This is a genomic window from Paenibacillus sp. IITD108 (assembly GCF_036541265.1).
In the GTDB taxonomy this organism is placed as follows: Bacteria; Bacillota; Bacilli; order Paenibacillales; family Paenibacillaceae; genus Pristimantibacillus.
This window is the reverse complement of record NZ_JAZHCT010000041.1, coordinates 1-13,563: the sequence shown is the minus strand read 5'-3', so window position 1 is coordinate 13,563 and position 13,563 is coordinate 1. Positions and strand designations below refer to the sequence as shown.

At 44.7% G+C, this 13,563-nt stretch carries 10 protein-coding genes and 1 tRNA gene; 10 read left to right on the top strand and 1 reads right to left on the bottom strand.

The genetic code is table 11. The features are described 5' to 3' along the window. The first annotated feature begins 8 nt into the window (after window positions 1-8). The 4 genes from V1L65_RS24855 to V1L65_RS24840 all read left to right on the top strand — a co-directional run bounded on the left by V1L65_RS24855 (window position 9) and on the right by V1L65_RS24840 (window position 5,912). Window positions 9-893 (top strand): carbohydrate ABC transporter permease, encoded by an 885-nt coding sequence (locus V1L65_RS24855; RefSeq protein WP_331701976.1) that lies wholly within the window; start codon window positions 9-11, stop codon window positions 891-893. A 36-nt stretch (window positions 894-929) separates the two neighbouring features. Continuing rightward, window positions 930-2,603 (top strand): extracellular solute-binding protein, encoded by a 1,674-nt coding sequence (locus V1L65_RS24850; RefSeq protein WP_331701975.1) that lies wholly within the window; start codon window positions 930-932, stop codon window positions 2,601-2,603. A 155-nt stretch (window positions 2,604-2,758) separates the two neighbouring features. After that, on the top strand, window positions 2,759-3,625 hold the full coding sequence (locus V1L65_RS24845) for a metallophosphoesterase family protein (protein WP_331701974.1): 867 nt from the start codon (window positions 2,759-2,761) through the stop codon (window positions 3,623-3,625). Between the two features lie 40 nt (window positions 3,626-3,665). Further along, window positions 3,666-5,912: a right-handed parallel beta-helix repeat-containing protein gene (locus V1L65_RS24840; protein ID WP_331701973.1), complete on the top strand. Its 2,247-nt coding sequence runs from the start codon at window positions 3,666-3,668 to the stop codon at window positions 5,910-5,912. Window positions 5,913-5,999: 87 nt separating this feature from the next. On the opposite strand, the gene V1L65_RS24835 is transcribed toward V1L65_RS24840, so the two are convergent. Continuing rightward, a tRNA-Arg gene (locus V1L65_RS24835) sits at window positions 6,000-6,074 on the bottom strand. Window positions 6,075-6,331: 257 nt separating this feature from the next. On the opposite strand from V1L65_RS24835, the gene V1L65_RS24830 reads away from it, so the two are divergent. From V1L65_RS24830 to eno, 6 genes are all read left to right on the top strand, one after another. Next, window positions 6,332-7,369, top strand: coding sequence for a sugar-binding transcriptional regulator (locus V1L65_RS24830; protein WP_331701972.1), 1,038 nt, complete (start codon window positions 6,332-6,334; stop codon window positions 7,367-7,369). Window positions 7,370-7,463: 94 nt separating this feature from the next. After that, the gene (gap, locus tag V1L65_RS24825; protein ID WP_331701971.1) at window positions 7,464-8,468 is read left to right on the top strand and encodes a type I glyceraldehyde-3-phosphate dehydrogenase; all 1,005 of its coding nucleotides are present in this window, start codon (window positions 7,464-7,466) and stop codon (window positions 8,466-8,468) included. Window positions 8,469-8,624: 156 nt separating this feature from the next. Further along, complete coding sequence (locus V1L65_RS24820; RefSeq protein ID WP_331701970.1) at window positions 8,625-9,809, top strand: phosphoglycerate kinase; 1,185 nt, start codon at window positions 8,625-8,627, stop codon at window positions 9,807-9,809. A gap of 30 nt (window positions 9,810-9,839) precedes the next feature. Next, window positions 9,840-10,598 (top strand): triose-phosphate isomerase, encoded by a 759-nt coding sequence (gene tpiA, locus V1L65_RS24815; RefSeq protein WP_331701969.1) that lies wholly within the window; start codon window positions 9,840-9,842, stop codon window positions 10,596-10,598. 1 nt (window position 10,599) lies between these two features. Next, window positions 10,600-12,135 (top strand): 2,3-bisphosphoglycerate-independent phosphoglycerate mutase, encoded by a 1,536-nt coding sequence (gene gpmI, locus V1L65_RS24810; protein WP_331701968.1) that lies wholly within the window; start codon window positions 10,600-10,602, stop codon window positions 12,133-12,135. Between the two features lie 38 nt (window positions 12,136-12,173). Beyond that, entirely contained in the window at window positions 12,174-13,466 is a 1,293-nt protein-coding gene (gene eno, locus V1L65_RS24805; protein ID WP_331701967.1) for a phosphopyruvate hydratase, read from the top strand. Window positions 13,467-13,563 lie beyond the last annotated feature (97 nt).

Sequence of the window (13,563 nt, the reverse complement as noted above, 5' to 3'; positions counted from 1 at the left end):
TTATGTGAATGGTATATAAGAGCCGGGGAGAACGTGTTTTTGAAGGAGTGATTTATGCAGCCCTGGGCTTGATATTGCTTATTGTTATTTATCCGTTGCTCTATGTTTTAAACGCTTCATTCAGTGATCCTATGGCCATTTTACGGGGTGAAATTTGGTTGTTGCCTAAGGGGTTTACAATTGATGCATACAAAAGAGTGTTTGAGAACCAGGACATTATAAGCGGTTACTTAAACACAATCATGTACACAGCCGTTGGTACGCTTGTGAATCTTGCTCTTACAACGATGGCAGCTTATCCTCTTTCACGAAAGGATTTTCATGGACGCAACTTTATTACAATTTGCATTGTTTTTACAATGTTCTTTAGCGGTGGAATGATCCCTCTCTATTTGTTGATCAGGGATTTACACATGTTGAATACGCTTTGGGCATTGGTTATTCCAGGAGCTGTATCGGTATGGAATATTGTCATTATGAGAACATTTTTTCAGACTAGTATTCCATTGGAAATTCAGGAGTCAGCCTTCATTGATGGTTGCTCGAATATTCAAACGCTCTTTCGAATTGTACTGCCCTTATCTATGCCGATTATTGCGGTTATGACTTTGTTTTACGCAGTGGGACACTGGAATGCATTTTTTAACGCACTTATCTATTTATCGGATCGAAGTAAATATCCATTACAGCTGTTTTTAAGAGAAATCTTGATACAAGAGCAAATGGATGAAATGACTTCGTCTACCGATGATTCTCTCGCGAATTATTTGTTACAAATAGAAGCCTTGAAATATGCGGTTGTCGTTGTTGCAAATTTGCCTATGCTCATGTTATACCCTTTCTTGCAAAAGTATTTTGTAAAGGGAGTAATGATTGGGGCGCTTAAAGGCTGATGCTCACATTGAGAAATTGGGAGGAGTTCTTTTTATATGAATACTAACAAATGGGGTTTAATGTTGTTATCGGTTATGATGGTTTTAAGTATCGTGTTGTCTGGCTGCGCCAAAGAGGCAAAACCACCATCTCCATCTGGAGCGGGAACTATTGTTGATGGAGGCAAGGAAAAGGTTAACGGCGAAGAAAAAGAAAAAGAAACAGCAGCAGACAGTAATCTCAATCCAAGCGGATTCCCAATTGTGAAGGAACCTATTTCACTTACTTTTTTTACAGGCAAGGATGCTACCAACAGCAATAAATTCGAGGAAACCTTAGTGTGGCAAGAATATGCGAAAAAGTCCAACATTCAGGTTAATTTTCAATTGGTTCCTTTTGAGAGCTTGACGGAAAAACGCAATTTGGCACTGGCCAGCGGGGATTACCCGGATGTGTTCTATACGGCCAGGCTCAGTGCTAACGATCTGATGAAATATGGCTCACAGCAAAAAGTGCTTATTCCATTAAACGATCTTATTGACCAATATGCCCCCAATTTTAAAAAGCTGCTGGATCAGTACCCGGATTTAAGAAAAGGGTTGACGATGCCAGACGGTAATATCTATTCATTCCCAACTTTCTACTCTCCCGACTTTTTGCCTGTCTTGATCGGGACGCCGCTATGGATTAATAAGAAGTGGCTGGATCAATTGAATATGCAAGAGCCGCAAACGATCGAGGACTTTTACAAATATCTGCAGGCGGTTAAGACGACCGATCTGAACGGGAATGGTCAGGCGGATGAAATTCCGTACAGTGGATCGAGTGTCAATGTAATAAAGTATCAGTTTCAGGGGTCATGGGGCCTAGGGAACCGAGGGCTCGGACACTTGTATATCGATATGGACCCGGACAAGGATCAACTGCGCTTTTATCGTCTCGATCCGAAATATAAAGAGGTTCTGGAATTTATTCATAAGCTGTATGCCGAAGAACTGATCGATCCGGAAATCTTCACGATTAAGGACGCCGCATTCCGAGCCAAAGGAGCCGAAGGAAACCTTGGTTCAGCCATTACGAACAATGCGGGTACCGCCTTTAACTTGGATCATTACGTCGGTTTAGGGGCGCTTAAAGGGCCCCATGGCGATCAACTATACTCCCATGTGGGAGTGCCTTTAGTTCAACCTGGTTCCATGGCCATAACCAATAAGAACAAATATCCGGAAGCGACGGTCAGATGGATGGATTATTTTTACGGCAATGAAGGGGCTCTGTTTTATTTTATGGGCATAGAGGGGGTCACGTATACGAAAAAGCCGGATGGATCCTTGGAGTATGTGGAGGATATTACCAACAATCCGAACGGTCTTACGATGACCCAGGCAAGAACCAAATACTTCACCTGGAACGGGGGGAGCTACCCTGCAATCGTCCAGGAGGAATACTTCCCAATGCAATCTAGTTCTATAGAGGCGGGGAAAAAGGTAGCGGATTATAAGCCTACAGAAATATGGAATAGGTTTACCTATACGGAGGAGGAGTCCGAATTCATGACGTCGGTCGGTGCGGATATCCAAACTTTCATTCTCGAAACAGAGGCTAAGCTGATTGCTGGCGACATGTCGTTTGACGAGTGGGATAAATATACGGATACGGTTAAGAAAATGGGACTTGATAAATATATGGAGATTGAAAAAGCAGCCTACGAACGATACAAAAGTAATTAATGAAGGGGGGATTCCCCCCTTTCTTAAATATAAAAAAGTATAAGTTTACTACTTTATACTTGTTCTTATATTTCAACGGTAAACGCGCCTGTCCAAAGGACCGCGGAGCCGTTTATCCTCGCTAGATTTGCGAATCTCAGGACAAGGAGGCCTCTATGCTGAGATTTCTTTATATAACAGATACTCATTTTGGTGCTAATCCAATTGGTTTTCATCAGCAGCCGGCCTATCCCGAGCGAATGGCCGATATTATCCAGGCCATTCAAAAAGAAGTAGATCGGCATTCTGCTGATTTTATTATCCATGGAGGCGATCTTGTTGATAGCTGCCGTGCGGATTTGATCCGTCATGTTTATAGCTTGCTAAAGCTTCCGGTACCTTTCTATTTATGTTTGGGAAATCATGACTTGGATCGTCCAGATGCTCTAGAGCTATGGTTGGCTCATACGCCTAAGTGGTTTATTGGCGGTTCGCCGCATTATGAAATTGTGAGCGATTCCTGTGTCGTTCATGTTGTGCCAAACCATTGGGAGAGCGGGCTAGAGTATTTTTGGGGACAGAAGCAACAACCGTTGTTCTCAGAAAAGCAACTGAATCGCTTAGAACAGGTGGTTCAGGCTAATCCTAATAAGATGCATGTTTTGGTAACACATAGTCCTGTCTTTGGGATGAGCCAGAAGCAAAGCGGGTTGGATCGGATCATTCACGATGCGCCGGAGTCCTTTCGCCAATCCATTGAAGATCTAACCAGGAAGTATGCGAATTTGAAAATCGTCTTGTCCGGACATAATCACCTCAATACGCTTCGCTTAACGGAAGAGGCAGCGTATGTATCGGCTAGTTCTTTGATTGAAACTCCATTTGAATATAAATTATTCGAGATTACAGATGTTGAAGCTAGAATGACAACCCACTCGTTAGACTTGTCAGGCTTAAACGGATTTAATCCGGAGTATATAGAAAACCGTTCCTATGTGCAGGGGAGAAAGCAAGACAGAGGGTTCCTTATAGCGCGAGACTGATATCACAAGTAGAGTTTCCGATAAAAATGGAGGGATATCCGTGGAAGAATCTAAGCGCGATCGGCTATTAAATAAGGAGGCAGAAGCATCTGCAGCTAGTGGTATTAGTAGAAGACGTTTTATCGCTTCGATCGGTGTAATGGCGGGTGCTGCAATTACCAGTCAGATTCCAGCGGGAATAAAAGCCTATGCTGAGCAAGAGGGTGAGGATGGGGATCTGTTAGAAGGAGAGGGCAACTATAATGCTGGTTTATGCGTTTTGGCCGATTGGTTCAATGTGAAGGAGCATAATGCGGCTGCCGACGGGTTGGCCGATGATGCCGCTGCTCTTGATCTATTAATTCAATCCACAGCCCAACAAGCGGAAGCTACCTTTTATTTTCCTGCTGGTACCTATCGAATCGGCAGCCCATTGACGTTTCCCAAAAGAGTTCGTTTGTTTTTTGACTACGGGGCTATACTGGTTCCAGATGCAGGAGTGACTGTGCATGTTTTTTCCCAGGTAAATGCAGGGCTTGGGCATATATTTGGCGGTGCCGGGAGAGTAACAGGCGATTTCTATGGTCAAGGGGTATATCCGCAATGGTGGGGAGCAAAAGGGGATAAACAAACGGACGATACCGAAGCATTCAGAAATGTTTTTCGGCTGTCAAAAGATAATCAGATTCCTGTAACTGTTCATGTTCCGCAAGGCGACTACGTCTGGTCACAAGCGCTTGTTGTATATGGAGATACTTCGGTAATTTGCGAACAAGGAGCAGTGTTCTGGCGAAATCATGGAAATACGATGCTGTACAACTATGAATATAATGGACAGCCTAATGGGGGCTATAGCGGAAATGGCCATATTGTTTTCGAAAATGCCCGCTTTGAGTTTGTTGGGCTTCAACCGTCTGTCTTATGTTATGAGGATGGAAATGTGCTGCAGTTCGCTCATGCTTCGGATTGGACATTTCGTAATTGTGAATTTTATGATGTCATCGATGCTCATGCCATTGAAATTAATTCGTCCCGAAATGTTGTCATCGACGGTTGCAAATTTTATGGCTATCGGGAAATAGCGAATAATCGCTGGTATGTCGAGGCGATCCAAATTGATCATGCTTCAACGAGCGGCATTCAAGGGGCTTTGCCTTATGATGATACACATTGTAAAAATATCACCATCCAAAATTGTTACTTTGGCAAGGGAAATACTTATACGTTCAACAAACAAGGAATAAATACTACGGTGGAGTTCAAAGCATGGACAGCTGGAATTGGCGGTCACACTCATAAAGAAGGCAAGTGGCATCAGAATATTACGATTCGAAATAACACCTTTGAAGGTATGCGTTATTATGCTATACGTCCGTATAAGTGGCTTAACACTTTGATTGCCGAAAACTTTTTCTATGAATGCGGCGGCGGGATTTACGCCGTTAATGGATCTAATCATGCGGTATTCGGGGCGGCAGGACCATTTCGCAGATTAACTATCGTAAACAACCAGTTCATCAATGGGGTGGCTGTTTATCCTGACTATTTTGCATCGAACCGGCGGTTTATGATTGGCATCTTCTCTACAGATGTTACATCTGAGGATGTGCAAATTAGTGGAAATACTTTTAGCGTTTCAGAAGACTCCGGAATTATTATTAAAAATGTAAAGCGGGTTACCATCAGCGATAATACAATTAATTATATGAAGAAGGATGCGGTAGATATAGCTGATTGTACAAACGTAACTATACAGGGCAACCAGATTTTTAAGCCTACCGAGAATGGTGTAATTCTTAAAAATAACAGTCATTGCCTGATCCTTAATAATCAGATTACTGAGGCTCAAATGCAAAGTGTGCATGCAGAAAACGGTAATAATGTTCAGATTAGGGGAAGTGTTATAACAAAGGGACGAGGGAATGGGATTGATTGTGAAATCTTGCAGGGGTTAATTGTGGATGATAACCAAATCAGCGATACAACCAAAGCTCTTTCAATTAAAACTTGCCACAACGCTAGAGTTACAGGGAATCAAACTTCCCGAATGTCAGCAAACGTTATGGAGATTACGGATACGGAAGGTTTATTAATTTCAGGAAACTTTTTGACTGGAGGAGCGGCCTCTGCCATTGATGCTCTCGTTATTGCAGGCATGACTAAGATGGGCATAGTGAGGGACAATATCCTCTCGGGAGCATTCCGCAGAGGAATTTGGTTCAAAGGAACAACATCGAATATCAAATACGGTTACAATTTGGGTGCTGTTCAGAACGATAGTAATCAAGTTACTGCGTTACAAGATTAATGTTTCTCGTTTAATTTACATTAGAAAATTTTAAAAAGTCCAGCTAACATCTTATGGGATGCAGGCTGGACTTTGTTCAATTATAAGTGGCGCGCCCGCTAGGAATCGAACCTAGATCTCAGGCTCCGGAGGCCTACGTCATATCCATTGGACCACGGGCGCATAAAAACAGTAGCAAAAATGATTATATGATAATCCTGCATTTTAATCAAGCGATAGGCAAAAATATAAATTGCAAAAAAATGCTGTCGAAATCGTTTACATTTGACTTCGGCTATTGCGGGAAACATATTCTTTCGTTAAAATGTAAGTGGGACTTATTTTGAAGGTGTGGGACAATAAATGTCCAGGTTCCAATAATGTTAATGGTCGAATCTAAATTAGGATGCCGGCTGAATCGATGGAGTGAAGGATGAGAAATGCGACAGATCGTTGAACTGCAGCAGCAGCTTGTGCCGGAACTTCTAGATGTTATGAGGAAGCGTTACTTGATTTTGCATCAGGTGATGCTATCTGATCATATTGGTCGCAGAGCGCTGGCTGCAACACTTTCTATGACGGAGCGTGTGCTTCGTGCAGAGACGGATCGGCTTAAGGAGCAAGGCTTGCTGGAGATTGATGCCGGCGGCATGCGAATAAGCGATGCTGGAAAGCTGTTGCTGGAACAATTAGAACCATTATACAAAACGTTATTCGGCTTGTCAGAGCTTGAGGACGAGATACGAACGCATTTCGGCTTGTCTCAAGTTATTGTAGTGGCAGGCAACTCCGAAACCTCTATGCAGACTAAGCGAGAGCTTGGCCGGGCGGCCTGTCAGGTTTTGCGGCAGTCGCTTCGTCCTAACGATGTTATCGCCGTTACAGGCGGTACGACGATGGCGCAGGTAGCTAATCAGCTTACAACGTCTTCACCGCTAAAGAGCAATTGGTTTGTTCCGGCTAGAGGCGGCCTTGGAGAAAGCCTCGATTATCAGGCTAATACACTCGCATCGACGATGGCCAAGCGAACTGGTGGCCATTACAGGCTATTGCACGTTCCTGACCATTTGGGGGAGGAAGCCTTTGCTTCTATTATGCAAGAGCCCAATATCCAGGAAATCGTATCCGTTATTCGCAGCGCCCGTATTGTCATACACGGGATAGGCGATGCTATAGTTATGGCACGCCGCCGCAGGGTGGATGCCTCCATTATAGCTGCGATGGCAGCGGAAGAAGCTTTGGCTGAAGCCTTTGGCTATTATTTTGACCGGACTGGATCTGTTGTGCACAAAACGCAAACAGTAGGGCTAAGGCTAGAAGATATTGTAAACACTGAAGTAGTGATTGCTGTTGCTGGAGGCAAAAGCAAGAGTGAGGCGATTGCAGCTATTATGCGATTTGGTCATGATGATGTCCTTGTTACTGATGAGGCTGCTGCACTCGAAATTGTTCAATTGATTCAGCAAGATAAACAATAGGGTATTTGTTATCATGACGCTTGCGAATTTTTTTAAGATTTTGCGGCGTTTTGAAATATATTAAAATCAAGTACAAGCTTAGGAGGAATTTTAGATGGTTAAAGTAGGTATTAATGGTTTTGGACGTATCGGCCGTAACGTATTCCGTGCTGCTCTAAACAACCCAGAGGTTGAAATTGTTGCAGTTAACGATTTGACTGACACAAAGACGCTTGCACATCTTCTTAAATTCGATACAACTCATGGCAAGCTAGATGCTACTGTTGAAGCAAAAGAAGGCGCGCTAGTTGTTAACGGCAAAGAGATTAAAGTATTTGCAGAGCGCAACCCTGCTGATCTTCCATGGTCATCTGTAGGCGTTGAAATCGTAGTTGAGTCTACTGGTATTTTCACAGCTAAGGAAAAAGCTGAGCTTCACTTGCAAGGCGGAGCTAAAAAAGTAATTATCTCTGCTCCTGCTACTAACGAAGACATTACAGTGGTTATCGGCGTTAACGAAGACAAATACGATCCAGCTGCTCACACAATTATTTCCAATGCTTCTTGTACTACAAACTGTCTAGCTCCTTTCGCAAAAGTATTGAACGATAAATTCGGAATCGTTAAAGGTATGATGACAACTGTTCACTCCTACACGAACGACCAATCCGTGCTTGACGTTCCACATAAAGACCTTCGCCGCGCTCGCGCTGCTGCTGAGAACATCATTCCTTCGTCCACTGGCGCTGCGAAAGCTGTTTCTCTAGTATTGCCTGAGCTTAAAGGCAAATTGAACGGTATGGCAATGCGTGTGCCTACACCTAACGTTTCTGTAACAGATCTAGTTGCTGAATTGAAAGTAAATGTAACGGTTGAAGAAGTTAACGCTGCATTCAAAGATGCTTCAGAAGGCGCTCTAAAAGGCATTTTGAACTACAATGAATTGCCGCTAGTTTCCAGTGACTATAACGGAGATCCAGCTTCCTCTACAATTGATGCATTGTCCACAATGGTAGTTGAAGGCAACATGGTTAAAGTAGTTTCTTGGTATGACAACGAGTGGGGTTACTCGAACCGCGTAGTAGATCTAGCTGCTTATATCGCAAGCAAAGGTCTATAAGGAAAGAAAGCTACAGAACTAAAGCTCCGCTTGCGGGGCTTTAGTTTGCGGTTTGCGCCTTCGCGGCAAACCTTGGGGGCGTTCCTTCCTATTATGGAAGGGCGTCCTTTTTTCTAAAAAAAGAATGGCTAATCAAAGATCGGGGAGGGCTTTCCATTGAACAAAAAAAGTATTCGTGACATTGCAGATTTAGCAGGCAAAAAAGTGTTTGTTCGCGTTGACTTCAACGTGCCTTTGGAGAACGGACAAATTACAGACGACAAGCGTATTCGCGAGACGCTTCCTACTATTAACTATTTGATCGAAAAAGGCGCGAAAATTATTCTAGCCAGTCATCTGGGCCGTCCTAATGGCCAAGTAGTAGAAGAGCTTCGTCATACAGCTTCTGCTCATCGCTTGTCCGAACTGCTTGCGCGTCCTGTTAAAAAGGCGAATGAAGCAATCGGCGAAGAAGTGGAAAAGCTTGTAGCTGGTCTTAACAACAGCGATGTATTGCTGCTTGAGAATGTTCGCTTCTATGAAGGCGAAGAGAAAAATGATCCAGAATTGGCGAAAGCTTTTGCAAGCTTGGCAGACCTGTTTGTTAATGATGCGTTTGGTGCTGCGCACCGTGCACACGCGTCGACTGAAGGTATCGCTCATCACTTGCCAGCAGTATCAGGCCTTCTAATGGAGAGAGAGCTTGAAGTATTAGGTAAAGCACTAAACAATCCTGAGCGTCCATTCACAGCGATTGTAGGCGGCTCTAAAGTTAAAGATAAAATTGCAGTTATCGACAAAATGCTTGAAATCGCCGACAATGTAATTATCGGTGGCGGCTTATCCTATACCTTCTTCAAAGCGCAAGGCCATGAAATCGGCAAATCGCTTCTAGACAACAGCAAGCTAGATTTGGCGCTTGAATTTATTGAGAAGGCTAAGAAGCTAGGCAAAAACTTTGTTATTCCTGTAGATATCGTTGTAACAGACGATTTTAGCGCAGATGCGAATACGAAGATTGTTGATGTAGACAGCATTCCTGCAGATTGGGAAGGCATCGATATCGGACCTAAAACACGCGAGCTCTATGCGGACATCATTAAAAACTCCAAGCTTGTTGTTTGGAACGGTCCAATGGGTGTATTTGAGATTGAGCCATTCTCGCATGGTACACAGGCTGTTGCCCGCGCTTGCGCTGAAACTTCTGGCTACACAGTTATTGGCGGCGGCGATTCTGCTGCAGCGGCTGAGAAATTCGGTCTTGCCGATAAAATGGATTTCATTTCTACAGGTGGCGGTGCTTCCCTCGAATTTATGGAAGGCAAGCAATTGCCAGGGGTAGTCGCTCTTAACGATAAGTAAGAGAAAGTATAGCTATAAGGAGGCATTAACATGAGCACTAGAACACCTATTATTGCAGGTAACTGGAAAATGTTCAAAACAGTGTCCGAGGCGAAAGCATTTTTCGCAGAAGTAAAGGGCAAGGCAGAGGTTGCTGGCGTAGAGAGCGTAATCTGCGCACCATATACTGTATTGCCGGCACTTGTTGAAGCTGCTGCTGGCACTTCCATTGCGATTGGCGCGCAAAACGTCCACTTTGAAGACAACGGTGCCTTTACTGGTGAAATCAGCGGTGTAATGCTGAAGGATCTTGGCGTTAAGTATGTGATTATCGGCCATTCTGAGCGTCGTGCTTACTTCGCTGAGACGGACGAAATTGTAAATAAAAAAATGCAAGCAGCTTTCAAGCATGATTTAGTGCCTATCGTTTGTGTAGGCGAGAAGCTTGAAGAGCGCGAAGCTGGCCAAACAAAAGAAGTTTGCAAGGTTCAGACGGAAGCGGCGCTAAAAGGCTTGTCTGCTGAGCAAGCAGCTAAGACCGTTATTGCTTACGAGCCAATTTGGGCGATCGGTACAGGCAAATCTTCTACTTCTGAGGATGCGCAGGATGTGATCGGCTACATTCGCGGCGTAGTAGCTGGTCTATATGATCAAGCGACTGCAGATGCTGTTCGTATTCAATACGGCGGAAGTGTAAAGCCGAACAATGTAGCAGAATATATGGGCCAAGCCGATATTGACGGTGCACTGGTAGGAGGAGCTAGCCTTGAGCCTGCATCCTATATTGCATTAGTCGAGGGGGCTAAGTAAGATGAGCGCTCGTAAACCTGTAGCATTAATTATTATGGACGGCTTTGGTCTTCGGAATGATGTTACTGGCAACGCTGTTGCACAAGCGAAAAAGCCTAACTATGACCGTTATATGAGCCAGTATCCGAATACAACGCTGACCGCTTGCGGCGAAGCGGTCGGACTGCCTGAGGGTCAGATGGGCAATTCGGAGGTCGGCCACTTGAATATCGGTGCAGGACGCATCGTCTACCAAGACCTGACTCGTATAAGCAAATCGATTCGCGACGGCGAATTTTTTGAAAACGAGACTTTGCTTGGCGCAGTGCGCCATGTAAAAGAAAAGGGAACAAAGCTGCATTTCTACGGCTTGCTGTCTGATGGAGGCGTGCATAGCCATATTGCTCACTTGTTTGCTTTGCTGGAGCTAGCCAAAAAGGAAGAGCTTGAAGAAGTATATATTCATGCTTTCCTGGACGGACGCGATGTGTCTCCTGACAGCGCAAAAGGGTATATCGAGCAGCTGCAAGCTAAAATCGCAGAGGTCGGCATTGGCAAGATCGCAACCGTTCAAGGCCGTTATTACGCGATGGATCGAGACAAGCGCTGGGAGCGTGTTGAGAAGTCCTATCGTGCAATGGTATACGGAGATGGTCCAACAAGCAAAGACCCTGTGCAAGCGGTAGTTGAATCCTACAGCAATTCTGTTTATGATGAATTTGTATTGCCAACTGTAATCGTTGGCGAGGATGGACAGCCGGTTGGTCTTGTCGAGTCCAACGACGCTGTAGTATTTTTCAACTTCCGACCTGACCGTGCTATTCAATTATCGCAAGTATTTACGAATGAAGATTTCCGCGGCTTTGATCGCGGTGACCGACGTCCGACAGATCTTTATTTTGTCTGCTTGACCAAGTTCAGTGAAACGATTGGCGGATATGTCGCATATGCGCCGAAAAATCTGGATAATACGTTAGGTGAGGTTATTGCACAAAATGGCATGACTCAGCTGCGTACGGCAGAGACTGAAAAGTATCCGCATGTTACCTTTTTCTTCAGCGGCGGCCGCGATGTCGAGCTTCCGGGAGAAACACGTGTACTTATTAATTCGCCCAAGGTTGCCACTTATGACCTTCAGCCGGAGATGAGCGCGTATGAGCTGGCAGAATCTACGGTTAAGGAAATTGAGGCAGATAAGCATGATGCTATCATTCTGAACTTTGCGAATCCGGATATGGTAGGCCACTCGGGTATGCTTGAGCCAACGATTAAAGCGGTAGAGGTTACAGATGAGTGTATGGGCAAGGTTGTTGAAGCGGTGCTGGCTAAAGGCGGCGTATGTATTATTACTGCTGACCATGGCAACGCGGATATGGTATTCGATGAGAATGGCCGTCCGCATACTGCGCACACAACTAATCCGGTACCGTTAATTGTAACCAAATCAGGCTTGGAGCTGCGTGAAGATGGAATTTTGGCCGATATTGCTCCAACGATGCTGGAGCTATTAGGTCTGAAACAACCAGAGGAAATGACTGGTTCAACTTTGATCAAGTAAGAAACATACTAAAAAATGAGCAGAGGAGAGTTTTCCACATGTCTATGATTGTTGACGTATACGCATTAGAAGTTTTGGATTCCCGCGGTAATCCAACTGTAGAAGTAGAAGTATCTCTTGAGTCCGGCGCAAAAGGCCGTGCAATCGTTCCATCCGGCGCTTCCACTGGCGCATACGAGGCTGTTGAGCTTCGTGATGGCGATAAATCCCGTTACCTTGGCAAAGGCGTTCAAAAAGCGGTAGATAATGTGAACAACATTATCGCTCCTGAAATTATCGGCCTTGACGCTCTTGATCAAGTAACAATTGACCGTACTATGATCGAGCTTGACGGCACGCCAAACAAAGCAAAGCTTGGCGCTAACGCTATTCTTGCAGTATCTATGGCAGTTGCTCGCGCTGCTGCTGACGCTTTGGACGTTCCTTTGTACAATTACCTTGGCGGCTTCAACGCAAAAACTCTTCCTGTTCCAATGATGAACATCATCAACGGCGGAGAGCATGCTGACAACAATATCGACGTTCAAGAATTTATGGTATTGCCTGTTGGAGCAGAAAGCTTCAAAGAAGCTCTTCGTGTCGGCGCTGAAATTTTCCACAACCTTAAGGCTGTTCTACATGACAAAGGCCTTAACACTGCTGTTGGCGACGAGGGCGGCTTTGCTCCTAACCTTGGTTCAAACGAAGAAGCGATTACTACTATCATCTCTGCGATTGAGCGCGCAGGCTACAAGCCGGGTGTTGACGTATTCCTAGGTATGGACGTTGCTTCCACTGAGTTCTACAAAGATGGCAAATACGTGCTTGCAGGCGAAGGCAAATCCTTCACATCTGCTGAGTTCGTTGACTTGCTAGCTTCATGGGTAGACAAATACCCAATCATCTCGATCGAAGACGGCTGTTCAGAAGACGATTGGGAAGGCTGGAAGCTTCTAACTGACAAGCTTGGCAGCAAAGTACAGCTAGTTGGCGATGACCTATTCGTTACAAACACTGAGCGTCTAGCTGACGGCATCAAGCAAGGCGTGGGTAACTCCATCCTTGTTAAAGTGAACCAAATCGGTACACTTACTGAAACATTCGATGCAATCGAAATGGCTAAACGTGCGGGCTACACGGCTGTTATTTCTCACCGTTCAGGCGAGAGCGAGGACAGCACAATTGCTGATATCGCAGTTGCTACAAATGCTGGACAAATCAAAACAGGTGCTCCTTCCCGTACAGACCGCGTTGCGAAGTACAACCAATTGCTTCGCATCGAAGACAAATTGGGCGCTACTGCTCAATATGGCGGTAAAGCAGCATTTTACAATATGAAAGATTTCAACTAATTACTGAAGCGAGCTGATCGCGAAGTGAAAGGAGGATGCTCTGTTTGCGGAGCATCCTTTTTTATTTTTGTTTAGGAAATTATGCATCAGTTAAATT

Coding starts and splice junctions, on each gene's coding strand:
- V1L65_RS24855 (WP_331701976.1), top strand. CDS start 9: ATGGTATATAAGAGCCGGGGAGAACGTGTTTTTGAAGGAGTGATTTAT.
- V1L65_RS24850 (WP_331701975.1), top strand. CDS start 930: ATGAATACTAACAAATGGGGTTTAATGTTGTTATCGGTTATGATGGTT.
- V1L65_RS24845 (WP_331701974.1), top strand. CDS start 2,759: ATGCTGAGATTTCTTTATATAACAGATACTCATTTTGGTGCTAATCCA.
- V1L65_RS24830 (WP_331701972.1), top strand. CDS start 6,332: ATGCGACAGATCGTTGAACTGCAGCAGCAGCTTGTGCCGGAACTTCTA.
- gap (WP_331701971.1), top strand. CDS start 7,464: ATGGTTAAAGTAGGTATTAATGGTTTTGGACGTATCGGCCGTAACGTA.
- tpiA (WP_331701969.1), top strand. CDS start 9,840: ATGAGCACTAGAACACCTATTATTGCAGGTAACTGGAAAATGTTCAAA.
- gpmI (WP_331701968.1), top strand. CDS start 10,600: ATGAGCGCTCGTAAACCTGTAGCATTAATTATTATGGACGGCTTTGGT.
- eno (WP_331701967.1), top strand. CDS start 12,174: ATGTCTATGATTGTTGACGTATACGCATTAGAAGTTTTGGATTCCCGC.